This is a genomic window from Pseudomonas corrugata (assembly GCF_050920615.1).
Lineage (GTDB): Bacteria > Pseudomonadota > Gammaproteobacteria > Pseudomonadales > Pseudomonadaceae > Aquipseudomonas > Aquipseudomonas corrugata.
Genome location: NZ_CP130434.1, coordinates 5,320,717 through 5,344,557, shown reverse-complemented (window position 1 = coordinate 5,344,557; position 23,841 = coordinate 5,320,717). Strand labels below are relative to the sequence as shown.

General features: G+C 60.0%; 24 protein-coding genes and 1 tRNA gene. 18 read left to right on the top strand and 7 right to left on the bottom strand.

From position 1 onward, the window contains the following. Positions 1-47: 47 nt before the first annotated feature. From ruvA to QZH45_RS23860, 12 genes are all read left to right on the top strand, one after another. Positions 48-656 (top strand): Holliday junction branch migration protein RuvA, encoded by a 609-nt coding sequence (gene ruvA / locus QZH45_RS23915; RefSeq protein WP_024779454.1) that lies wholly within the window; start codon positions 48-50, stop codon positions 654-656. Then, positions 657-1,718, top strand: coding sequence for a Holliday junction branch migration DNA helicase RuvB (gene ruvB / locus QZH45_RS23910; RefSeq protein ID WP_053192332.1), 1,062 nt, complete (start codon positions 657-659; stop codon positions 1,716-1,718). Positions 1,719-1,843: 125 nt separating this feature from the next. Further along, positions 1,844-2,311 carry a tol-pal system-associated acyl-CoA thioesterase gene (ybgC, locus tag QZH45_RS23905; protein ID WP_024779456.1) on the top strand — a complete coding sequence of 156 codons (468 nt, stop codon included), beginning with the start codon at positions 1,844-1,846 and terminating at the stop codon, positions 2,309-2,311. Further along, a complete protein-coding gene (gene tolQ, locus QZH45_RS23900) occupies positions 2,301-2,996 on the top strand; it encodes a protein TolQ (protein ID WP_024779457.1) in 696 nt (231 codons plus the stop codon). Before ybgC ends, tolQ begins: the two co-directional genes overlap by 11 nt. A gap of 23 nt (positions 2,997-3,019) precedes the next feature. Further along, positions 3,020-3,472, top strand: coding sequence for a protein TolR (gene tolR, locus QZH45_RS23895; protein WP_161796096.1), 453 nt, complete (start codon positions 3,020-3,022; stop codon positions 3,470-3,472). Further along, positions 3,472-4,530, top strand: a complete 1,059-nt coding sequence (gene tolA, locus QZH45_RS23890; RefSeq protein ID WP_024779458.1) for a cell envelope integrity protein TolA — start codon at positions 3,472-3,474, stop codon at positions 4,528-4,530. The genes tolR and tolA overlap by 1 nt, the downstream gene beginning before the upstream one ends. Continuing rightward, positions 4,527-5,828 (top strand): Tol-Pal system beta propeller repeat protein TolB, encoded by a 1,302-nt coding sequence (gene tolB / locus QZH45_RS23885; protein ID WP_080686254.1) that lies wholly within the window; start codon positions 4,527-4,529, stop codon positions 5,826-5,828. The genes tolA and tolB overlap by 4 nt, the downstream gene beginning before the upstream one ends. Before the next feature lie 52 nt (positions 5,829-5,880). After that, positions 5,881-6,381: a peptidoglycan-associated lipoprotein Pal gene (pal, locus tag QZH45_RS23880; RefSeq protein ID WP_024779460.1), complete on the top strand. Its 501-nt coding sequence runs from the start codon at positions 5,881-5,883 to the stop codon at positions 6,379-6,381. A 6-nt stretch (positions 6,382-6,387) separates the two neighbouring features. Next, positions 6,388-7,212 (top strand): tol-pal system protein YbgF, encoded by an 825-nt coding sequence (ybgF, locus tag QZH45_RS23875; protein WP_024779461.1) that lies wholly within the window; start codon positions 6,388-6,390, stop codon positions 7,210-7,212. A gap of 167 nt (positions 7,213-7,379) precedes the next feature. Beyond that, complete coding sequence (gene queE / locus QZH45_RS23870) at positions 7,380-8,027, top strand: 7-carboxy-7-deazaguanine synthase QueE (RefSeq protein ID WP_053192333.1); 648 nt, start codon at positions 7,380-7,382, stop codon at positions 8,025-8,027. 1 nt (position 8,028) lies between these two features. After that, the gene (queC, locus tag QZH45_RS23865) at positions 8,029-8,721 is read left to right on the top strand and encodes a 7-cyano-7-deazaguanine synthase QueC (RefSeq protein ID WP_024779463.1); all 693 of its coding nucleotides are present in this window, start codon (positions 8,029-8,031) and stop codon (positions 8,719-8,721) included. Positions 8,722-8,784: 63 nt separating this feature from the next. Continuing rightward, positions 8,785-8,860: transfer RNA gene (locus tag QZH45_RS23860), tRNA-Lys, on the top strand. 129 nt (positions 8,861-8,989) lie between these two features. Here the strand turns inward: QZH45_RS23860 and QZH45_RS23855 are convergent. Beyond that, a complete protein-coding gene (locus tag QZH45_RS23855; protein WP_033034671.1) occupies positions 8,990-9,925 on the bottom strand; it encodes a LysR family transcriptional regulator in 936 nt (311 codons plus the stop codon). Positions 9,926-10,095: 170 nt separating this feature from the next. On the opposite strand from QZH45_RS23855, the gene QZH45_RS23850 reads away from it, so the two are divergent. The 6 genes from QZH45_RS23850 to QZH45_RS23825 are packed head-to-tail and all read left to right on the top strand — an operon-like array spanning position 10,096 to position 16,995. After that, positions 10,096-10,713: a thermostable hemolysin gene (locus QZH45_RS23850; RefSeq protein WP_024779465.1), complete on the top strand. Its 618-nt coding sequence runs from the start codon at positions 10,096-10,098 to the stop codon at positions 10,711-10,713. Continuing rightward, positions 10,710-12,272: an AMP-binding protein gene (locus QZH45_RS23845; RefSeq protein WP_055135339.1), complete on the top strand. Its 1,563-nt coding sequence runs from the start codon at positions 10,710-10,712 to the stop codon at positions 12,270-12,272. Before QZH45_RS23850 ends, QZH45_RS23845 begins: the two co-directional genes overlap by 4 nt. Beyond that, positions 12,247-13,128, top strand: a complete 882-nt coding sequence (locus tag QZH45_RS23840; protein WP_024779467.1) for a TauD/TfdA family dioxygenase — start codon at positions 12,247-12,249, stop codon at positions 13,126-13,128. The genes QZH45_RS23845 and QZH45_RS23840 overlap by 26 nt, the downstream gene beginning before the upstream one ends. Positions 13,129-13,137: 9 nt before the next feature. Next, positions 13,138-14,262, top strand: coding sequence for an aminotransferase class III-fold pyridoxal phosphate-dependent enzyme (locus QZH45_RS23835; RefSeq protein WP_055135338.1), 1,125 nt, complete (start codon positions 13,138-13,140; stop codon positions 14,260-14,262). Then, positions 14,240-15,580 carry an aspartate aminotransferase family protein gene (locus QZH45_RS23830; RefSeq protein ID WP_055135337.1) on the top strand — a complete coding sequence of 447 codons (1,341 nt, stop codon included), beginning with the start codon at positions 14,240-14,242 and terminating at the stop codon, positions 15,578-15,580. The genes QZH45_RS23835 and QZH45_RS23830 overlap by 23 nt, the downstream gene beginning before the upstream one ends. Positions 15,581-15,582: 2 nt before the next feature. After that, a complete protein-coding gene (locus QZH45_RS23825) occupies positions 15,583-16,995 on the top strand; it encodes an amidase (protein WP_055135336.1) in 1,413 nt (470 codons plus the stop codon). Between the two features lie 48 nt (positions 16,996-17,043). On the opposite strand, the gene QZH45_RS23820 is transcribed toward QZH45_RS23825, so the two are convergent. From QZH45_RS23820 to QZH45_RS23795, 6 genes are all read right to left on the bottom strand, one after another. Next, a complete protein-coding gene (locus tag QZH45_RS23820) occupies positions 17,044-17,955 on the bottom strand; it encodes a DMT family transporter (protein ID WP_055135335.1) in 912 nt (303 codons plus the stop codon). A gap of 129 nt (positions 17,956-18,084) precedes the next feature. Continuing rightward, a complete protein-coding gene (locus QZH45_RS23815; protein WP_024779472.1) occupies positions 18,085-19,272 on the bottom strand; it encodes a cyanate transporter in 1,188 nt (395 codons plus the stop codon). A gap of 505 nt (positions 19,273-19,777) precedes the next feature. After that, a complete protein-coding gene (gene copD, locus QZH45_RS23810; protein WP_152979070.1) occupies positions 19,778-20,686 on the bottom strand; it encodes a copper homeostasis membrane protein CopD in 909 nt (302 codons plus the stop codon). A 19-nt stretch (positions 20,687-20,705) separates the two neighbouring features. Beyond that, on the bottom strand, positions 20,706-21,092 hold the full coding sequence (gene copC, locus QZH45_RS23805; protein WP_024779474.1) for a copper homeostasis periplasmic binding protein CopC: 387 nt from the start codon (positions 21,090-21,092) through the stop codon (positions 20,706-20,708). Between the two features lie 59 nt (positions 21,093-21,151). Next, positions 21,152-22,063, bottom strand: coding sequence for a copper resistance protein B (locus QZH45_RS23800; protein WP_024779475.1), 912 nt, complete (start codon positions 22,061-22,063; stop codon positions 21,152-21,154). A gap of 11 nt (positions 22,064-22,074) precedes the next feature. Continuing rightward, a complete protein-coding gene (locus tag QZH45_RS23795; protein ID WP_055135967.1) occupies positions 22,075-23,823 on the bottom strand; it encodes a copper resistance system multicopper oxidase in 1,749 nt (582 codons plus the stop codon). Between the last annotated feature and the right edge of the window lie 18 nt (positions 23,824-23,841).

Sequence of the window (23,841 nt, the reverse complement as noted above, 5' to 3'; positions counted from 1 at the left end):
CTCTTATTCGCCAGCCAGCGGCTGGCCAACGCCCAAGGATCTGAAACGTGATTGGACGCTTGCGCGGCACTCTGGCGGAAAAACAGCCGCCGCATCTGATTCTGGATGTAAATGGTCTTGGCTATGAGCTGGAAGTGCCCATGACTACGCTGTATCGCTTGCCGTCGGTCGGTGAGCCGCTGACGTTGCACACCCATTTGGTCGTGCGCGAGGATGCGCAGTTACTCTATGGCTTTGTCGGCAAGCGTGAGCGGGATTTCTTCCGTGAGTTGATCCGCCTCAATGGCGTCGGCCCGAAACTGGCCCTGGCCTTGATGTCGAGCCTGGAAGTCGACGAACTGGTGCGTTGCGTGCAATCCCAGGACACCTCGGCCCTGACCAAGGTGCCAGGTGTCGGCAAGAAAACCGCCGAACGCCTGCTGGTGGAACTCAAGGACCGCTTCAAGGCCTGGGAAGCGGTGCCAGCCATGTTCGCGCTGGTGCCGAACCAGCCGGATGCGCCGGTGCCGGCGGCCAGTGCCGAGAACGACGCGGTCACTGCGCTGATTTCCCTGGGCTACAAGCCGCAGGAAGCCAGCAAGGCGATTTCCGCCATCAAGGAAAAAGGCTTGAGTACTGAAGACATGATTCGTCGTGCCCTGAAGGGAATGATCTAAGTGATTGAAGCTGACCGTCTGATCGCCGCCACGGGTGCGCCCCGTGACCGCGAGGAAGTCCAGGACCGTGCGATTCGCCCCGTCAGCCTGGCCGATTACATCGGCCAGCCGACCGTGCGCGAGCAGATGGAGTTGTTCATCCAGGCGGCCCGGGGGCGTAGCGAGTCGCTGGACCACACCTTGATCTTCGGCCCGCCGGGCCTGGGCAAGACCACCCTGGCCAACATCATTGCCCAGGAAATGGGCGTGTCGATCAAGAGTACATCCGGTCCGGTCCTTGAGCGTCCGGGCGACCTGGCGGCATTGTTGACCAATCTCGAACCCCATGACGTGCTGTTCATCGACGAAATCCATCGGCTGTCGCCGATTGTCGAGGAAGTGCTGTATCCGGCCATGGAAGATTTCCAGCTCGACATCATGATTGGCGAAGGTCCGGCGGCGCGTTCCATCAAGCTGGATCTGCCGCCCTTCACCCTGGTGGGCGCCACCACCCGTGCCGGCATGCTCACCAACCCGCTGCGCGACCGTTTCGGTATCGTCCAGCGCCTGGAGTTCTACAGCAACGCGGACCTGGCCACGATCGTCAGCCGTTCGGCGGGCATCCTCGGATTGCCGCTGGACCCGGATGGCGCGTTTGAAGTGGCGCGTCGGGCCCGGGGTACGCCGCGGATCGCCAACCGCTTGCTGCGCCGGGTCCGGGATTTTGCCGAGGTCCGGGCCAAGGGTCACATCACCAAGCCGATTGCCGACCTGGCGTTGAACCTGTTGGATATCGACGAGCGTGGCTTCGACCACCAGGACCGGCGCCTGCTGCTGACCATGATCGAGAAGTTCGACGGTGGCCCGGTGGGCGTGGACAGCCTGGCCGCGGCCATCAGCGAAGAGCGCCACACTATCGAGGATGTACTGGAGCCGTATCTGATCCAGCAGGGCTACATCATGCGCACCCCTCGCGGACGGGTGGTGACGCGCCATGCTTACCTGCACTTCGGCTTAAACATCCCGACACGAATGGGCGAGATGCCGGTGGTAGACGAATTCATCGATGCCGTGGACGATTGAACGACTTCTGTGCGGCGACTTTTTTCCGGATTGTGCTGTCCCAGACGACGTCCGGAGCGTCTATGCACTCGAGAATGAAAAAACCGTTGCCGCCGATTGGCAACCCGAGGAGTAAGCACTAGAGTATGCGCGCGCAAAACGGGCTGGAGTCGTTCGCACATCGCTGTCGCGTTTATTACGAGGACACCGATGCTGGCGGCATCGTTTACTACGTCAATTACCTCAAGTTTATGGAACGGGCTCGAACCGAACGGCTGCGGGAACTGGGTTTCGCCCAATCCGCGCTGGCAGGGGAGGACCTGTTATTCGTCGTGCATTCCAGCGAAGCGCGCTACCACGCGCCGGCGCGACTGGACGACGAGCTTCTGGTAAGTGCCGATGTCATTGAATTGAACCGTGTCAGCCTGCGTTTCAAGCAGCAGGTCAGGCGGGCTACGGATAATGCGCTGCTCTGTGAAGGGCAGTTTTTGGTGGCCTGTGTGCGCACCCATAGTTTGAAACCCCGGGCCATTCCCGAAGCTCTACGCACGGCCTTTGCCGGCGTGAGCGGCGCGGGTACACACTCAGAGCAGGAGATAAAGCGTGGAAGCTAACGTCGTCGACCATACCTCCATGTGGAGCCTGGTCAGCAATGCCAGCGTCGTGGTGCAACTGGTAATGCTGACCCTGGTAGCCGCATCGGTGACCTCATGGATCATGATTTTTCAGCGCAGCAACCTGCTGCGCGCCGGTCGCCGTGCCCTGGAGAGCTTTGAAGAGCGCTTCTGGTCGGGTATCGACCTGTCCAAGCTTTACCGCCAGGCGGGCAGCAACCCGGATCCGGATTCGGGGGTGGAGCAGATCTTCCGTGCCGGTTTCAAGGAGTTTTCCCGTTTGCGCCAGCAGCCGGGCGTCGACCCTGAAGCAGTGATGGAAGGTGTGGCACGTGCCATGCGCGTGGCCATTTCCCGCGAGGAAGAAAAGCTCGAGCAGAGCCTGCCGTTCCTGGCCACCGTCGGTTCGGTCAGCCCGTACATCGGCCTGTTCGGTACCGTATGGGGGATCATGAACTCCTTCCGTGGGCTGGCCTCCGCCCAGCAGGCCACCCTGGCCACCGTAGCCCCGGGTATCGCCGAGGCCCTGGTCGCCACCGCCATTGGCCTGTTCGCGGCCATCCCGGCCGTTATCGCCTACAACCGCTTCGCTGCCCGCAGCGAGACGCTGATCAGCCGTTACTACACCTTCGCCGATGAATTCCAGGCGATCCTGCACCGCAAAGTGCACACCAGCGAAGAATAAGCAGGTATTTCCCGATGGCTTTAATCGCTCGAGCCCGAAACAAGCGCAAGCCGGTTGCCGAGATGAACGTGGTGCCCTACATCGACGTGATGCTGGTACTGCTGGTCATCTTCATGGTAACCGCGCCGATGCTCAATCAGGGCGTGAAGGTGGATCTGCCCAAGGTTTCCAGCGAAGCCTTGCCGCAGGACAACAACACCCAAGTCCTGACCATTTCGATCAAGGCTGACAAGACCTACTACTGGAACCTTGGCAGCGAAGTCGACACCGAAAAGCAGCAGGACCGGGCCATGACCCTGCCCCAGATGACCGATGCGGTGACCAAGATCATTCGTGTCGGCAATGACGCCGGCAAACGTACCCAGGTCTTCATTCGCGGTGACAAGACCGTCGACTACGGTGCCGTGATGGGCGCGATGGGCGGTCTGCAGAAAGCCGGGGTCGGTAATGTTGGCTTGATCACCGAGGCGCCCTGATGCAGCAACAGCGAGAGCCGTCCGCCTCGGAAAGCTACTTCTGGCCCAGCGTCCTGGCAATCGGCCTGCACGTGCTGGTGTTCGGCATGCTGTTCGTCAGTTTTGCCATGACGCCGGAACTGCCGCCGGCCAAGCCGATCGTGCAGGCGACCCTTTACCAGCTCAAGTCGAAGAGCCAAGCCACTACGCAGACCAACCAGAAGCTGGCCGGCGAGGCGAAGAAGTCCGCTGCTCGGCAGACTGAGGTCGAGCAGATGGAGCAGAAGAAGGTTGAGCAGGAAGCGATAAAGGCGGCGGAACAAAAGAAAGAGGAAGCTGCTCAAAAGGCCGAAGAAGCCAAGAAGGCCGACGAGGCGAAAAAAGCTGACGAGGCCAAGAAAGCCGATGAGGCGAAAAAAGCCGAGGCCAAGAAGGCAGAAGAGAAACAATTGGCTGATATAGCCAAGAAGAAAGCCGAAGAGGAAGCCAAGAAAGCCGCTGAGGAAGAGGCCAAGAAAGCGGCCGCCGAAGAGGCCAAGAAGAAGATTGTCGAGGACGCGAAGAAGAAAGCGGCCGAAGACGCCAAGAAGAAAGCTGAAGCTGACGAGGCGAAGAAGAAAGTCGCTGAAGATGCGAAGAAGAAAGCCGCCGCCGATGCCGCCAAGAAAAAGGCCCAGGATGCAGCGCGCAAGTCTGCCGAAGAGAAAAAGGCTCAGGCCTTGGCAGATCTGCTTTCCGACACGCCGCAGCGCCAGCAGGCCTTGGCCGATGAGCAAGGCGATGAAGTCGCCGGTAGCTTCGATGATCTGATTCGTGCCCGGGCGGCAGAGGGCTGGGCTCGTCCGCCATCGGCGCGCCAGGGTATGACGGTTGTATTGCAGATCGGTATGTTGCCTGACGGTACGGTGACCTCGGTCACGGTGTCCAAGTCCAGCGGCGATGGTCCGTTCGACGCTTCGGCAGTCGCGGCGGTCAAGAACATCGGACGATTGACGGAAATGCAAGGAATGAAACCGAGCGATTTTGCTCCCTATCGTTCATTCAAGATGACATTCACACCTGAGGATCTAGCCTTGTGAGAAACCTTCTTCGAGGAATGCTTGTCGTTATCTGCTGCCTGGCAGGGATAGCGGTGGCAGAGGAAAAGAACATTCTGGTCACCAGCGGCAGCGATCGGGCGACTCCGATCGCCGTCGTACCGTTCGGCTGGCAGGGCGGAACCGTACTGCCGGACGACATGGCGGAAATCATCGGCAATGACTTGCGCAACTCGGGTTATTACGCGCCGATTCCGAAGCAGAACATGATCAGCCTGCCCACCCAGGCCAGCGAAGTCATCTACCGTGACTGGAAGGCACTGGGCGCGCAGTACATCATGGTCGGCAGCATCGTTCCGGCCGGCGGCCGCCTGCAGGTGCAATACGCGCTGTTCAACGTCGCCACCGAGCAGCAGGTACTGACCGGCAGTGTGTCGGGCAGCACTGACCAACTGCGTGACATGGCGCACTACATCTCTGACCAGTCGTTCGAGAAACTCACCGGCATCAAGGGTGCATTCTCCACTCGCATGCTCTACGTGACGGCCGAGCGGTTCTCCGAGAAAAACACTCGCTACACCCTGCAGCGCTCCGACTACGATGGCGCCCGGGCGGTCACCCTGCTGCAATCGCGCGAGCCGATCCTGTCGCCGCGTTTCGCTCCCGACGGCAAGCGCATCGCCTACGTGTCGTTCGAGCAGAAGCGTCCGCGCATTTTCGTGCAGCACATCGATACCGGTCGCCGCGAGCAGATCACCAACTTCGAAGGCCTGAACGGCGCGCCAGCCTGGTCGCCGGACGGTAACCGCCTGGCGTTCGTACTGTCCAAGGACGGTAATCCGGACATCTATGTGATGAACCTGGCTTCGCGTTCGATCTCCCGTGTCACCAACGGTCCGGGCATTAACACCGAACCGTTCTGGGGCAAGGATGGCTCGACCATCTACTTCACCTCCGACCGTGGCGGCAAGCCGCAGATCTACAAGACCAGTGCCAGTGGCGGCGGTGCCGAGCGCGTGACCTTCATCGGTAACTACAACGCCAACCCTAAACTGTCGGCGGACGAGAAGACCCTGGTGATGATCCATCGCCAGGACGGTTTCACCAATTTCAAGGTGGCAGCCCAGGATATTCAGCGCGGCAGCGTAAAAATCCTCACTGATAGCACTCTGGACGAGTCACCCACTGTTGCGCCCAACGGCACCATGGTAATCTACGCCACCCGCCAGCAGGGCCGGGGAGTCTTGATGCTCGTGTCCATTAATGGACGCGTGAGGCTCCCGCTTCCTACCGCTCAAGGCGAAGTCAGAGAACCGTCCTGGTCCCCTTACCTGAACTGACGCGGCGCAATACGCTTTACTTAACACACTGGGGTTCATTAGGAGTTTCACGATGGAAATGCTGAAGTTTGGTAAATTTGCTGCGCTGGCTCTGGCCATGGCTGTAGCTGTAGGTTGCTCGTCCAAAGGCGGCGACAACGCCGGTGAAGGCGCTGTTGATCCGAACGCTGGTTACGGCGCCAACACTGGTGCAGTTGACGGCTCCATGAGCGAAGAAGCTGCTCTGCGCGCAATCACCACCTTCTACTTCGAATACGACAGCTCGGACCTGAAGCCAGAAGCCATGCGCGCTCTGGACGTTCACGCCAAAGACCTGAAAGCAAACGGCGCTCGCGTTGTTCTGGAAGGCAACACCGACGAACGTGGTACTCGTGAGTACAACATGGCACTGGGCGAGCGTCGTGCGAAAGCCGTTCAACGCTACCTGGTACTGCAAGGTGTTTCCCCAGCTCAGCTGGAACTGGTTTCCTACGGCGAAGAGCGTCCAGTTGCTACCGGCAACGACGAGCAGTCCTGGGCTCAAAACCGTCGCGTCGAACTGCGTAAGAACTGATTCGTCATGCGAACGTGCCGTCGTGCTGTAACTGTTCTGGCTCTCAGTCTCGCACCGCTTGCGGTGTGGGCTGCGGTTCCTGTGGTCGATAACGACACCGGCTATAACAATAGCGGGAGCAGCTATCCGCCTGCAGGTTACGGTACGAACGGCGCCTATGCCGGGGGAGGGGTTTCGGCCCCTGTCTCGGCACAGGGCGAGCTGTTCAACCAACTGCAGCAAATGCAGGATCAACTGTCACGCCAACAAGGCGCGATTGAAGTTCTGCAAAACGAAGTATCGCGCATGAAGCAGGAAAACCTGGAGCGTTACCAGGATCTTGATCGGCGCATAGGAAGCGGTGCAGCACCTGCCGCGACTCCTGAGAATTCTCCTGCCGGTGGCGACTTGAACGCCCCCGGTGCCGCTGCAGGCGCGGGTGCTCCAGCCCCTGCCGCCGGTGGCGAACCGGCTGATCCGGCGAAGGAAAAGCTCTATTACGATGCTGCCTTCGACCTGATCAAGGCCAAGGATTTCGACAAGGCCAGCCAGGCTTTTGCCGCTTTCCTGCGCAAATACCCCAACAGCCAGTACGCGGGCAATGCCCAATACTGGTTGGGTGAAGTGAACCTGGCCAAGGGTGACCTGCAGGGCGCCGGCCAGGCATTCGCCAAGGTTTCCCAGTTGTATCCCAAGCATGCCAAGGTGCCGGATTCATTGTATAAACTGGCTGACGTGGAGCGCCGCCTTGGTCATACCGACAAGGTCAAGGGCATCCTGCAGCAGGTGGTCTCCCAATATCCGGGCACGTCTGCCGCCCAGTTGGCCCAGCGTGATCTGCAGCGCATGTAAGGCGGTTTGACCCCGTAACGAAGAAACCCGCGCCTGTCGCGGGTTTTTTCGTTAGAATTCACGCCCTTTTTCTGAAATACGCTTTTTGGAGCCTGTGCGATGGCGGGGTTCCTTGAAGTGCCTGACGGAGGCGGACGGCCTGTTTAGCTGTTACGCCCGTGGCGACTATGCAAGACACATTGAGAATCACCGAAGTTTTTTACTCGTTGCAGGGTGAAACGCGAACGGCCGGGCTGCCCACAGTATTTGTGCGCCTCACCGGTTGCCCGTTGCGTTGCCAATACTGCGACAGTGCCTACGCCTTCAGCGGCGGCACCCTGCGAACCCTCGACGACATCCTTGAGCAAGTGGCCAGCTATCGCCCACGCTACGTCTGTGTCACGGGCGGCGAACCGCTGGCACAACCCAACGCCATTCCCTTGCTCAAACAGCTGTGTGATGCCGGTTACGAGGTCTCGCTGGAGACCAGCGGCGCCCTGGATATCTCGGCCGTCGACCCGCGTGTCAGTCGCGTCGTGGACCTGAAAACCCCGGGATCCAAGGAAGCGCATCGTAACCGCTACGAGAACATTGAACTGCTCACGCCCAATGATCAGGTCAAGTTCGTTATTTGTTCACGGGAAGATTATGACTGGGCCGTGTCCAAGCTGATCCAGTATGGACTCGACCAGCGGGCCGGTGAGGTACTGGTGTCGCCAAGTCATCACGACTTGAACGCGCGGGATCTGGCGGACTGGGTAGTGGCGGATAACCTGCCGGTGCGCCTGCAATTGCAGCTGCACAAATATCTTTGGAATGACGAGCCGGGGCGCTGATATGACTGAACAGACGAACACTGCAGAAAAACGAGCGGTCATCCTGTTGTCCGGCGGCCTGGATTCGGCCACGGTCGTGGCCATGGCCCGTGCCGAAGGTTATCGCTGCTACACCATGAGTTTCGATTACGGCCAGCGCCATCGTGCTGAACTGTACGCGGCAGAGCGGGTGGCTCGGGACTTGGGCGTGGTGGAGCACAAGGTGATTGGCCTGAACCTCAATGGCATCGGTGGTTCGGCCCTGACCGACAGCTCTATCGCTGTGCCCGAAGCTCCGAGTGAAGGCATACCGGTGACCTATGTGCCGGCGCGTAACACAGTATTCCTGTCCCTGGCACTGGGTTGGGCCGAAGTGCTGGAAGCCCGTGACATTTTCATCGGCGTCAATGCGGTGGATTATTCCGGCTACCCGGACTGCCGCCCTGAGTTCGTCGAGGCCTTCGAACGCATGGCCAACCTGGCGACCAAGGCCGGCGTGGAAGGGCAAGGTTTCCGCATCCAGGCGCCGCTGCAGAATCTCAGCAAGGCCGATATCGTCAGAGCTGGTGTGAAGCTTGGCGTGAACTATGGACTGACCGTTTCCTGCTATCAGGCTGATGATCAGGGCCGTGCCTGTGGCAAATGCGACAGCTGCCGCCTGCGTGCCGAAGGCTTTGCGGCGGCGGGCGTAAGCGATCCAACCCCTTATTTTTGATTTTTTTCAAATTAGGTGTTGAATAGTCCTTAGAAATCAGTATTATACGCGCCACCACACAGCGGGTCGTTAGCTCAGTTGGTAGAGCAGTTGGCTTTTAACCAATTGGTCGTAGGTTCGAATCCCACACGACCCACCATTTTTGCTGTTTTAAAAGTCTGGAAGGCCCACGAAAGTGAGGATTTCCGGATTTTTTTTTTGCCTGTAGAAAACTTCCAGGCCGGCAAGTCCGGGAACCACGCGAGGATGCGAGTGGTCCCCGGGTGACTCAGAGCAAGCCGTCCTCGGCGCAGACCTTCACGATCTGCTCGCGAAACCAGACGTTGGCGTTGTCCTGGCCCGGTTTCTCGCACCACATCATATCCAGCGTAAAGTTCGGCAACCCGGCCGGTGGCTTGCGATGGCTGAACCTGGTCTCGTCACAGGTCAGCGCCTGAATGCGTCGGGGCAGGGTCAGCACGAAGTCGGTCCCGGTGACCATATTGAGCGCTGCCACGTAGCTGTTGGCCCGGGCGACGATCTGCCGGCTATAGCCCTGTCGGGCCAACCAACCGTCGATCATGTTGGTATCGGATGTCCAAGGGGTCGGGAAAACATGCTGGCACGCTACAAATGTCTCCAGGCTGAGTGCCTCGTCCGGCAAGTCGACGTTTCTATCGACTACGCAGACCAATTCATCTTCCAGTAATACTTGCGAGCGCAAGCCTTTGGCGCTGCGATGAAAGTTGGGGCCAAAACAAATTGCCAGATCGAAACGACCATCCGTCAGTTCGTCAACGGGAATATCTTTATGGAATTTGGTTATGTTGATGATGACTGGGAATTGGCTGCCAATAAAACGCTTTACCAATGTTGGCAAAATCAATAATTCAAAATATTCCGGTGCGCAAATATTGAATGTTATTTCTTTCTGTGTGGGGTCGAAGGTTTGAATGCCGGAATGACAGATATTGATGCTTTGAAGAATCTTTACAATATGACTGTACATCGCAGTGGCCTTGTTAGTAGGGCGCATGCCACTGCGGGTGTTAATGAATAATTCATCTTCGAAGCTGGTGCGCAGCTTCTTCAGGCAATAGCTCACGGTGGACTGGCTGACGCAGAGGGCCTCGGAGACCTCGGTGACACTGCTCTGCTCGTACACTGCGACGAACACCATCAAGTCTTGCATGTCCAGCTTTCTAAGCAAATTACTATTGAGCATAAGATCCTTCTTGGCGCAATCCATGGGCTAGCGTCTCTGATTTTTATGACAAAGACGTTTATTTATATATTAGCGGAAGCAATTTATTTTTTAAATGGCTTGTAGGATTTTTCTTAAATATGCTCGCCTCGCTTTTATAGACATCCTGCACAGGGACGGAGGAGGACGAAATGCAAATACGTGTCGCGGAAACTAAAACGCCATTATGGGTACAGGCTACTGAGGTAGTAAAAGACAAGTTTCGCAGTTCTTATGCGGCTTCGGTAGAACCGAATCCACAATACTTTGCGGTCACTCAGGATCAGCAAGATCGCATACTCGCGTGTGCCGGGATTACTTTTGGGGATCACCGCATTCTCTTTTCCGAGCAATACCTGACACAACCGATTGAAGAGATCCTGTCCCAACGTTTCGAGAAAACCATCGAGCGTTCGAACATTGTCGAGATCGGCAATCTGATTTCCCATCACCTAACGGCGGGAATGATTCTCGTTAATATGATTCCGCTGTTGTCCTGGTGCATGGGCGGGCATTACTTGTTGTGCACTGTTACTCCTCGGGTCCGGCAAATGATGGAAAGTTGCCAGATAGATTTCGAGCCGCTGTTGACCGCAGACCCCACTCGTCTGGCTGATGAAGGCGGCAAGAATTGGGGCACCTATTACGCCAAGAAGCCTGTTACCGGTTTCATTCGGGTCGATCCGAAGCGCTCGCGTTTCGCCGCCACGACTCTCAACACCTCGTTCACACAGTTGCCCGGTGAGTCGTTGGCGAGGGCGCAGCCATGAGCGGTAGTTTTATCAACCAGTTGAAACAGGCATTGCAGGTCAATCGCCAGGCGGTCTGCGCGGTTGACTGGGCGTCGGGTACCGAGCCTGTGGCGCTGACCTACGGCGAACTGGAGCACCGGGTGTTTAATCTGGCTGCTGAGCTGCAACAACGTTTTGCCACTCCAGCCCACGGCGATCAAGTGGTGTTGGGGATCGCGACGCGCAACAGCAGCGACTGGCTGGTGGCCGATCTGGCCTGCCTGTTTGCAGGGATTACCGCGCTCCCGTTGCCGCTGGCGTTCAGTCAATCCCAGGCCGAGCATCTGGCCGAGCGTTGCGACGGATTCCTGGTGGATGCCGCAGGGCAGCGAACACTGGCGCAACGCTGGAAGCTGAACTTTCCCGACAGTCGCCTGCGCCGCCTTGGCGAGCCGGTGGTCGAGCAACCCCTGTTGCACACTCCGGACGATGCGGGTAACTGGATCTGCAAGATCATTCACACCTCAGGCACCACCAGCCGGCCGAAAGGCGTGCGCTTGAGCAATCAGGCGGTTGGCGCGGTGCTGACGTCGCTGCGCGAACGCATGCCGGCCAATGCCCATCGTCGGTATCTGTCGCTGGTACCGTTGAGCCTGCTGCTCGAGCAGGTGACCGCCGCGTACCTGCCGCTCCTGGCCGGCGGGACCGTGCATTTCCTGCCACCGAGCGAAGCATTGCTCGGCGAACCCGGGGCTTCGCCGCAACGTCTGGTCGACTGGATCCTGCACGTTCAGCCAACGGCGCTGACGGTACCGCCAGTCATGATCAATCGCTTTCTGGAGCAGTTGAATGAAGGCGGCGAGGCGGGGGAGCGGCTGGCGAGTTACCTGAAGTCCGGCGCTCACATCACCTGCGGCGGCGCGGCGGTGAGTATTGATGCCCTGCATGATCTGGCAGAGCAAGGCATCGAGGTGTACCAGGGCTACGGGCTGTCGGAAAACGCGTCGGTGGTCAGCATGAACACCTTCGAAGAGCAGCGCCTGGGCAGTGTCGGCAAGCCGCTTCCCCATGTGCAGGTGCGGATCGGCGCTGATCAGACCATCGAGGTCAAGAGCAGCTCACTGTTCAGCGGCTATTCGGGGACGGACCCCAGCGCGTGTTCCATGTCCGGCGACGGCTGGATGGACACCGGCGACCTGGGGATGCTCGACGAGGACGGCTACCTCTACGTGCACGGCCGCAAGAAGAACGTGATCTGCCTGCCCAACGGCCGCAATGTCAGCCCCGAGCAGGTCGAGCTGGAATATCGCAAATACCCGGGCGTGAACGACGCCGCGGTGTTCTTCGATGAGCAGCACGGTCTCGTGGCGTTGCTGTGCGTCGAATCGGCACCGGCCAGCGATGAACTGGTGAGCTGGTCGACTGGCCGCTTCTCCGATATCGAACGACCGAACCGGCTCTGGTTGTTGAGCAAGGATGATCCGTTGATCGAGCAGCTCTACACCGTCACCGGCCGACCGAAACGTGCCGATATCGCCACTGTTTTTTCCACTCTGCAAGGGAACGCATCCAATGAGCACACCTGCCTTTCACTTTGAAAACCCTGACGTCTCCATCGTCGAGTCGCACCACTTCGCCAGTCTGGGCAAGGCCGAGTTGTACGAGCTGCTGGGACACTACGGTGTCGTGCTGTTTCGCAACTGCATCCACAACGCCGAGATGTTCAGCACCTACGTCAAGCAGAACAGTTCCAGGCTGAGCCTGGATCCGGCGCGGGTCATGGTCGGTGGTGCCGCACAGCTGGTAGATGCCGGGCATCAGGCGGTTGGCCTGCATTGCGAGAATGGCAACTCGCCGTTCTGGCCGGACATGACTTGGTTCTATTGCCAGGAAGCGCCGCGCAAGGGTTCGCAAACCACGATCTGCGACGGCGAGAAGGTACTGGCGAGACTGTCCCCGGGCTGCCGCAGCTTTTTCGAAAACAACCCTATTCGCTACAGCCGTACCGTGGCGGGGGAAAAGTGGCGCCGGTTGGTTTGCCATTATTCGCCGACTTTGTCGGATCCGGCGGCCGTGGTCATTGAGGATCTGTTGCAGATCATCGGTGATGACCCGCAGACGCAGATTTCCTTCAACCCGGCTGATGACTCGATGCACTACGCCTTCAGCACGTCGGCGATCCTCACCTCCGCGTTCAGCCAGCGCCCGGCGTTTGCCAACAGCATCCTGGGGCCTTCATTCAACTACGAGGCGCCAGTGATCGATACGGTGGACGGTCAGGTGATTCCCGCCGAGTTCCTCGCCGAAATCGCCGAAATCTCTGCCCAGTACACCGTTCCGGTGGGTTGGCGTGACCACGATGTGGTGATGATTGATAACCGTAGGGTCATGCACGGTCGTGAAACCATCGTCGATGAGCGTCGACGCATTTTCAATGCCCTGAGCTACCGTTGAGAGGGTTCCATGAAAAGCGATAAATACATTATTGGCGGGCAGTACGAGACCTACCTCGATGGCGATGGCCGGCAGATCATCGACCTGACCGGCGGGTTCGGCTTCCAGGTGCCAGCGGTGATCGACGCGGTCACCCGTCAGGCGCAGATCATGGGGCTGTCCAACCGGGTATTGATGTCCGAGCCGCTGATTGCCTTGTGCCGCCGTCTGGCCGAGCTGTTGCCAGAGCCATTGGTCAGTTCCTATGTGTGCAGTTCCGGCGACGAAGCATTCGAAGGCGCCTTGAAGTTATGCAAGGGGCTCAAGCCGAAGGGCAACACCATCGTGTTTATCCAGGGTGGTGAGTATGGCTCGCTGACCTACGGGCGTTGCCTCAATGCCACGCAAGGCGACCTGGACGTGCAACATTTCCTGGGCTTCAAGCGCGTGGCAGTTCGTCATCTCGCAGACCTGGATTTGGTGGAGTGGAGTGATTGCTTCGCGGTCTGCCATAGCAGTACCCGCGTCGATGCGAACGGTCGATTGCAATTGCTTGAACCGGCCCTGGTCGAGCGCTTGCATGCCCATGCGGCGCAAGCCTCGGTACCGGTGATCGCGGTAGACACCCAGACCTGCCTGGGCAGCCTGGGCTCGCTGTTTGGTTTCCAGCGTTATCGTTGTGTCCCGGACATTGTCGTGCTTGGTGGCGCGCTGGGGGGCAGTGCGATTCCCATCGGCACCTATACCTGCAGCGAGCGCATGGCCTGGCAGGTCTATGGACGCAGCAGCCCGGCCAAGCATGGCAGCACCACGGCCGGTAATCCGATGGCCTGCGTGGCGGCCTTGGCCGCGCTGGATTATGTGCAGGCCAACGACTCGCCCCGCCAATGCCTGGAGAACGGTCAGCGACTGGCGCAGACCCTGGCGTCGTTCGGCGCCGTGGCCGAGGGCGGCTGGGTCGGCCTGCCACTGGCCGATGATCTGCAGCCGAGCGTGCTGTGCGAGGCCCTTTACCGGCAAGGTGTCTACGTCAGTGCGCCCCGTGGTCGCGAACTGCTCCTGCGCTGCCCCATTACCGCCCGCCCCGAACATATCCAACGTGCTGCCAACATCATCAAGGAGACCTTAAGCCATGTCCTTACTCAGGCCGCATGAACAACTGCTGGATGATTGCCAGCGGTACTGGAGCGCCTCGGCGGCCAAGCTCTACCGCTTGGGCAAGACCAGCGTCGAGCAACAGGCCGATGGCATTCACGTTACTGACCACACTGGCAAGCGCTTTATCGACTGTGCGTGCAGCTACGGCGTGTTCATCGTCGGCCACCGCAACCCTATGGTCCGCGAGCAGGTACAGGCGCAACTGAACCAGATGGCCTGGGTACCGGAGGGGCGGCGTCATCCGCTCCAGGACAAATTGACCGAACGTCTGTGCCAACTGGTGCCGGGGGAGTGGGGGGACGTGCAGTACATGGTCTCGGGGGCTGAGGCCATCGAGCAGAGCCTGCGCTATGCGTTGCGCATCCAGCCGCGCCGTCGCGGGATCGTGGTGATGAGCGGTTCCTACCACGGCAAGACTCTGGCGGCGATGAGCATACTGGGGCAACGACAGAATCACCGCAGCTATGGCATTGCAGCACCCGATGTGACCCATGTGCCCTACGGTGATTTTGCTGCCCTGCAACAGGCTGTGGGCGAAGGGGTGTGTGCGGTATATGTCGAACCGATCCTCGGCGGCGCACACTTGCAGGTGCCCCCGGTGGGCTACATGGCCAATTTGCGGGCCTTGTGCGATGCCACCGGCACCCTGTTGGTGGCGGATGAAATCCAGACCGGTTTCGGTCGTTGTGGCAAATGGTTCGCGGTGCAATATGACGACGTAGTGCCCGACATCATGATCCTCTCCAAGGGCCTGACCGGCGGCTACACCTCGTTCGCCTGCGCCATGTACAGCAAGCGCCTGGCGACCCAGTACCCGCTCAGTGACATCGAGCCTGACACGCGGACCAACGGCGGGCACCCGGTGGCGTGCGCCTCCGCGCTTGCGGCCATCGATTACATCGAGCAGAACAACCTGGTGGAGCAGTCACGGATCAATGGCGGTTTGCTGCGCCATGGCCTTCAACGCCTGGCGCTGCGCTATCCGCACATTGTGGAGGACGTCCCCGGGGTGGGCCTGATGACGGGGCTGCGCTTGCGTGGCTCGGTCTATGAAGCCCTGATGAGTATGGAACTGAGCAAGCGCGGCATTCATGCCGGGCACTCGATGAATGAGAAGGCCGAGCGGCCGGTGCTGCGCTTCTATCCGCCGCTGAACATCTCGCCCGATGCGTTGCGCCATATCCTGACGATGATCGAAGAGGCCCTCGAAGCTATCAACCGGCGCCCGGTGCTGGCGGTCAAGGCGTTCTCCCTGGTGGTACGCAACATGTATCAGTTGCCCAATAAATGGTTGCGCAGCAAGGAGGCGTCGTGAGCATGTTCAACCCTGATTCGCTGACCCTGCGGGAAATGGCCGGTCTGTTGCGACGTGGCGTGCTGACCAGCGTCACGTTGCTGGAGTTTTATCTGCAGCGGATCGCCGAGCGTAACCGGCAGATCAATGCACTGATCCAACTGGCGCCTGTGGAGGAATTGCGGCGCCAGGCCCGCGAAGCTGACGAGATGGCGCGCATCGGTCAGATCAGTGGTCCGCTGCATGGTATTCCCATCACCATCAAGGACGTCCTCCACGTGCAGGGATTCAGGATGTCCCGGGGACTGGAGGAATTGCTGGGCGACGTCAGCCAGCAGGACGCGACGGCCGTCGCCCGGCTTCGCCAGGCCGGGGCGATCATCCTGGGTATCAGCAATGTGCCTGAACTGTGCATGGCCTTCGAGACCGAGAACCTGATCTACGGCCGCACTCTCAACCCCCATGATTTGCAACGCTCCGCCGGCGGCAGCAGCGGCGGTGAAGCGGCCGCGATCGCCGCCGGCTGTTCGCCCGCCGGGCTGGCCTCCGATGCTTGTGGCAGTGTGCGGATACCCGCGCACTTCAATGGCATTTGCGGTTTGAAACTGACCCAGGGCCGGGTGCCGTTGACTGGCCAGTATCCCAACGACCGCTCCGGGCTATTCCATCTGACCTCGGCTTTTGGCGTGATGGGGCGCTATGTCGATGACCTGGCGCTGCTCGGACCGCTGATCAGCGGTGCCGACGGACAGGATCCGGACACCGTCGACGTGCCGTTTGTCGAAAGTGAGCCGTTGGCCAGCCTGCGGGTCGCACTGTTTTCGGAGTCGGACCGCACGCCCGTCAGCGCGGCGGTGAACGAGGTCTTGCAGCAGGTTGAACGATGCCTGAGTCAGGTGGTGGCGCAGGTGAGTCCGGTGGCACCGCCAATGCTTGAGGAGGCCTGTGATGTGCTGTGGCGGGTGTTCATTACCGGGGGCGACGCCGGGCGTGGCTGGCGACAGCTATTCGAGTCAATGAACAAGCGCCGTTTTACCCCGGCCATCGCGAAGTTGCTGGACATGAGCGAAGCCACGGAGTTGACCGTGGATGAAGTCAAGCGTGACTGGATCGCGATCGACACCTTCCGCTATCAGTTGGCGAAGTTCTTCAAGCAACACGACCTGTTCATCTGTCCGGTGTTTCCAGACGTAGCGTTCCATCATGGAGAATCCCTGGAGGATCGCAACCGCTATGCCTTCGTATTCCCGTTCAGTCTCAGCGGGTCACCGGCGGTGGTGATCCGCGCCGGCACCGATGCAGCCACTGGAATGCCCATCGGCATCCAGATTGTCGGGCCACATTGGCAGGAGGAACGATTGCTGGCGGTAGCGGCTTTCCTTGAGCGGGAGCTGGAGCGCTGGAGCCCTGTTTCACCTCGTTCGGCGTCGCACTAGAGGTTGTATACGTGTAGCGCACCGCTTCGTACAAAGCCTGGGATGATTTCAAGCTGTAACAGTTCTGGCGTTACGGCTTGAAATCACCAGCGCCAGCATCCCCCCGCCTACCAGTCCGGCACCGATGATTTCGAGCACCATCGGTTGTTGCCTGAGCCAGAACCAGTTGAGCAGCGTCACGAACAGCGTGTTGAGGTATACGTAGGAAATGACCGTGGACGGTGCGATTACCCCGATGGCCCGGTGCAACAGCCAGAACGTGGCGAGGGTACCGAACAGGGCCAGGTACACCAGCCAGCCGATGTCCAGCATCGACAATTGCAGGCCGCTGCGCCAGCCGCCGCTGAACAGGCAGAACACCAAGAGAAACAGCGAACCGAACAGCATGTTCCAGAACGTCATCGCCACCGGATCTCGCCCCTTGAGCGCCTTGGCCTTGAACCGTTGACTAAGGGGCGAGTACAAGGCCATCGCCACGCAACCGGCACCGAAGACCATCACCGGATAGAGCGCAGGCATCTGCCCCGGAGTTGTACCCTTGAGCGTCAGCAACACGGCGCCGGCCGCCGCGATCAGCATGGGCAGCAAGCGGGTCTTGAGGTTTGGACTGGGCAGCAGGAACACCTCGAAGAACAAGGTCATCAATGGCACCAGTGTGTACAGCGTTGCGGTATTGACCGCCGAGGTGTAGCGCAACGCCTCGAACAGCGAACCAAAGTAGGTCGCCAGCAACAGGCCAAGCACTGCGTGGGCCAGCAACCCTTTGGCGGTGATGGGCGAGGTGTTTTTCAGCAGTAACAGCGGCAAGAACAACAAGGCCGAAAACAGCAGCCGCAAGCCCGTGAGCAGAATCGGATCGATCGATTGGCTGACCTGAGCCGCTGCGAAGAACGACGAGGTGATCAGCATTGCCCAGATAAGCATGCCCCAGTGAGCGGCTGCAAAACCGACGTGTTTCATCAAGGTCTTATTCCTGTGTTCGAGAACTGGAACGTCATGATGGGCAAATCCGTCGGCCGTCATGGATGGGGGGATAAAGACAGGGCCGCTTTCATTGCGGCCCTTTTTTCAGCGACGCGACTGGTTCCGCTAGCTGATGTGCCGCGCGTACTGCTTGGGATTGAAGCGCAACACCATCAGGATCATCAGTGCCATGACCGCAGTGAGCGACCACCAGGCCCATTCGAAGCTGCCCAATTGATCGCGGATCATCCCGGCGATCAAGGGTGAAAGCCCAGCGATCAGATAGCCGATGCCTTGCACGAACGCCGTCAGGCCACCGGCCCGGCGTGGGTTGTCCAGGTGGTCGAGGGATACGATCAGGCTCATCGGGAACAGGCCGCCGATACCCAGCCCCAGCAGGCAGGGCCACAGCAGGCTGAAGCGGTCCGGGCTCAAGATCAGGCCGCAGAAACCCGCTATGATCAGGGCCAGCAGGACAGCCAGCACCATGCGCTTGTCCTGGCTGCGGTTGGCAATGGCCGGGGTGACGAGCCCGGACAGTACTTCCATCGCCGTCAGGAACCCCAGCAACAGGCCCGCGTGCTGCTCGCTCCAGCCTTTTTCCACGTAGTACGGCGCCAGCCAGGCCAACACACAGGTGTAAGACGCCGTGCCAAGGCCGAAGAAAATCGCCAGTAGCCAGGCCCGGCCATTGGCGAAGAACGATTCCTTGTTCCGGCTCGGGGCGTCGGGCAACGGTGTGACGGCCGCGCGCTGGGCATACCAGCAACCGAGGGCAACCAACGCCAGCACCGCCCAGATCGCCAGGCCGATACGCCAGCTGCCGGTCTGTGTCAGGACGAAGGGTGAAAATGACGCCGCCAGTGCTGCTCCACCCATGATCGAGGTGACATACAGCCCCATGAATAGCGAAACGTTGTCGCTGAACCGCGATTTGATCAGCGCCGGCATCACCGCCTGAATCAGCGCGATCCCGACCCCGGCCACCACGGCACTGATAATCAGCTCGGCGGCGCTGTCCAGATACAGGCGCGACGCCGTGGCGATGCCGATGATCAACAGCGAGAGCACGATGGTGCGGTGTTCACCGATGCGCAGGGCAATGCGCATGCCCAGGAACATCGCCAGCCCCATCGCCATGACCGGCAGCATGGTCAACAATGACGCGGTGCTGAAACTCAACGGCACCTCGCCACGGATGGCTGACAACAGCGGTCCGACCGCCGCCATCGAAGGTCGCAGGTTCAGCGCCACCAACACCACACTGACCATCAGCCAGACGGCGTGGGTGCTTGAAGTTCGAACGTTTTCCATAACGAAGCCTTGGCTTATAAAAATGCCATTTAGGCCGGGAAGCGAGGGTAGAGGCAAACTGAAAACTGGGCAGCGATATTGAAAGATTAAATGCCCATCAACCTTGTGGGAGCGAGCCTGCTCGCGATGGCGGCGGTAAAGCCAAGATTGCCGCAAGCTGACCCACCGCTATCGCGAGCAGGCTCGCTCCCACATTGGATTCGGGGCGTACGCAGCATTTGCAGCGCCACCTGCTCCTGTGGGAGCCGGGCTTGCCCGCGAAGACGGCGGCACAGTCAACATCGCCGCAAGCAGATCCACCGCTATCGCGAGCAGGCTCGCTCCCACATGGATTCCGGGTGTATGCAGTATTTGCCCGCGCCAGCAGACCCTGTGGGAGCCGGGCTTGCCCGCGAAGACGGCGGCACAGTCAACATCGCCGCAAGCAGACCCACCGCTATCGCGAGCAGGCTTGCTCCCACATCGGATTCGGGGCGTACGCAGAATTTGCATACTCCCACACCTGCTATTCCATGGCCGGACTCAACGTACCCAACCAGGCCACCAAAGCCAGGATGACCGCCGCTACAGAGAACTCAAGGATCATGCTGCGCCGCAACGCTCTCACGGCCACACTGTGTTCGCCGGTTCGCCTGGCCTGTTCCAGCTGCGGGCTCAGGTGAAAACGGTTCAGTGCGGCAAACACCAGCATGGCTCCAAACAGGACGAGTTTAAGTGTCAGCAACTGACCGTAGGTGCTGTCGAACAGCCCGTCGATGCTCGGACCGACAATGAACAGGTAGTTCATCACGCCGGTCACGCTGATGATCAGCACGATCACGGCCCCGGCGTTTTCAAAGCCGATCAGGGTCCGGGACAGCACCGACAATCGGTGTTCGGCCTTGCCAAGCAGCAGTACAAACGCCGCCAGGGCGCCGACCCAGGCACCCGCTGCCCACAGGTGCAAAAAGTCAGCAATGAAGTGCCAGTTCCGCCGTTCGCCTTCGTCCATTGCCCCATGGCCAGCCCAGGCCAGTGTCGCAAGGGCCACGCCTGCGGCCAGCGTGCCCAGCCACAGGCTGGCGCTCGGCCAGCGCCTGCTTTGCGTCGCGGCGACAATGATCAGCATCAATGCCAGGATCCGCAGGCTCCAGCTCGAGCCCATGTCAGTCTCCAACACCATCATTTCAACGTGTGGCTGTAACTCGGCCCAGTCCGTAACGCCGCTCATGGCCCAGACCATGCACAGCATGCCGGCGATGGACAGCAGCACGCCGATGATGGCCGTGCTCGCCAGGAGTCTTGCGAAAGGCAGCACCTCGCCCGATTTTCGTTCCTCGTCTCGCAGACCATAAAGGCCGAAAGCCGCGAGTCCGAACAACAGCATCAGGTCCAGATACAGGGCCAGGCGTAGAGCAATATTGATCAGATCCATGTCGACCGAGTCGCTCAACTCACTTCACCTTGAACGTGACGTTGCCGGTGATCGGGTGAGTATCGGACGACACCGCGCGCCATTGGACCTGATAGGTGCCCGGCGTGAGCGGGGTACTCGGAATGATGACCATGGTCTTGGGATCTTCGCTGCCCGACACCTTGGCCGGCATGGCCATTGGCGAATGGGCTGACATGCCGGGCATTTCGGTCATCAGCAGCTTGGCGCCGGAGAACTTGGTCATCAGGCTCTCGGAAAAGTGCAGCTCGATTTTCGCCGGTGCCGGTCCCTGCATACCCTCGGCCGGGGTGGAGGACAGCAGCTTGGGGTGTGCCTGGACCAGGCTGCTGCTCAGCAGCCCGGTGGATAACGCGACGGTGATCACGGCGTTTTTGATGAATGACATGCAAGGACTCCTACAACGGTTTTCTAGTTTTTAGAGGGATGGAAAGGGGGACGCAATCGTCAGAACCACATACGAACACCCAGGACCAGGCGTGCTTCGCTAAGGTCATCGCCTTCTTCACGGGCGTAGTCTGCGGTATTGCCATAGACGCGGTTCCAGGTGACACCGATGTAGGGGGCGAATTCGCGACGGATTTCATAACGCAGCCGCAAGCCCAACTCGGTGTTCGTTAACCCTGAACCTACCGCGCGGGCCGGATCGTTCTTGCCATGGAAGTTGGCTTCGGCGGTGGGCTGCAGGACCAGGCGGTTGGTCAACAGGATGTCGTAGTCGCCTTCCAGGCGTACAGCGCTCTGGCCGTTCTCACCGAGGTAGGCTGTGGCCTGGGTTTCGAAGTTGTACAGCGCCATGCCTTGGATGCCCAAGGCAGCCCAGGTTTGCGGTTCGTCCGGCTTGAAGTCCTGGCGCACGCCGGCCACCACGTCCCACCAAGGGCTGATGGCATGGCCCCAAAGGGCCTGGAACTCGGCTTCTTCGGTCTTGCCGTTGGTACGTTCGCCTTCGGTGCGCAGCCACAACCGGTCGATGTCGCCGCCGATCCAGCCGGAGGCGTCCCAACTCAGGGCGCTGCCATCATCGGCGTCCTGCCACTCCAACTGATTGATCAGAAAGAATGAATTGAGAGCGCTGTCCTGCATCATATGACCGCCGTGGTCCTCATAGACCGCCGCGCGATCGGCGGCGGTCAGTTCGGGGATCGGCGTGCGGCTGGTGGTCGTGGGTGGCTCCATCGACTGCATGTCCTGCATCGAATCCATTCCTTGCATCTGGCCCTGCTCCATGCCCTGCATCTGGCTGTGATCCATGCCTGGCATAGCGTTGCCGGCTGCCCAGGCAGGCGTGGCCATGCCTTGTGTCAGGCCGGCCATGATCATCATCGACAGGAGGGGAGAGTGAATGTAGCGGGTCATGGTCGGGCTCCTCATTCCTGTACCCGGATTTCACGAAACATGCCCATTTCCATGTGGAAGAGCAGGTGACAGTGATACGCCCAGCGTCCGAGGGCATCGGCGGTGACCCGGTAGCTGCGCCTGGAGCCGGGCGGCACGTCGAGGGTGTGCTTGCGCACCATGAACTGACCGTTTTCGTCCTCCAGATCACTCCACATGCCATGCAGATGGATGGGGTGAGACATCATGGTGTCGTTGATCAGCACGATGCGCAGCCGTTCGCCGTACTTGAACAGCAGCGGCTCGGCGTCGGAGAACTTCACGCCATTGAATGACCAGACGAATTTCTCCATGTGTCCGGTCAGGTGCAATTCAATGGTGCGACCCGGTTCGCGGCCGTCCGGGTCGGGGAAGGTGCTGCGCAGGTCCGAGTAGGTCAGCACCTTGCGACCATTGTTGCGCAGGCCCATGCCGGGGTCGTCGAGCTTGGGCTTGACGCTCATGGCTTGCATGTCCACCAGTGGGTTGTCTTGCTCCGACGGCGGATGGGACGGCATGTTGCCCATACCTGGCATGGCGCCGTGGTCCATCATCGGCATGTCACCCTGATCCATGGTCGACATTTCGCTTTGATCCATGTCTTGCATCGATCCATGGTCCATGCCGCCCATGCCCATATCGTCCATGGTCACCAGCGGTCGCGGATCAAGCGGTGGGACCGGGGCCGAGAGTCCGGCTCGGGTCGCCAGGGTGCCGCGGGCATACCCGGTGCGGTCCATCGACTGGGCAAACAGGGTATAGGCCTGCTCGGTCGGCTCGATGATGACGTCATAGGTTTCGGCCACGGCGATACGGAACTCATCCACTGACACCGGATTGACGTACTGGCCATCGGAGGCGACGACCGTCATTTTCAGGCCGGGGATGCGCACATCGAAGTAGGTCATGGACGAGCCGTTGATGAAGCGCAGGCGAATCCGCTCGCCGGGCTTGAACAGGCCGGTCCAGTTCATGTCTGGCGCCTGGCCGTTCATCAGGTAGGTGTAGGTCGCGCCGCTGACGTCCGCCAGGTCGGTGGGGTTCATTTTCATCTCGGCCCACATCTTGCGATCGGCCACGGTGGCTCCCCAGCCCTTGCTGGCGACATCGTCGATGAAGTCGCCGACGGTGCGTTTGTTGTAGTTGTAGTAATCCGACTGTTTCTTGAGTTTGCGGATGACGTCGGCGGGGTCTTCGTCGGTCCAATCGGTGAGCATCACCACGTAGTCCCGTTCGTACTGGAAGGGTTCGGGTTCCCGGGCGTCGATGACCAGCGGGCCATACACCCCGGATTGCTCCTGGAGCCCGGAATGGCTGTGGTACCAGTACGTGCCATTCTGGCGGACCTTGAATTGGTAGACGTACTGGCCGTCGGGTTCGATGCCTTTGAAGCTCAACCCTGGCACGCCGTCCATGTTGGCCGGCAGGAGGATGCCGTGCCAGTGGATGGACGTGGTGTCCTTCAAGCGATTGCGTACCCGCAGGCTCACGGTGTCGCCTTCACGCCAGCGCAGCAGCGGGCCGGGAATGCCGCCGTTGATGGTCTGGGCGATACGGGGATGACCGGTGAAGTTGACCGGGCTTTCGCCAATGAACAGGTCGAAATCGGTGCCGCTCAACACGGTGGGCTGGCCTGGGCCGGTCAGCGCCCAGACGGGGGCGCGCCACAGGCCCAGACCTCCCAGGATGCCGCCAGCGGTGAGGCCCTTTACGAAGGTGCGTCGGGAAGTTTTTGTTTGCATCGATAAAAGTCCATCCGT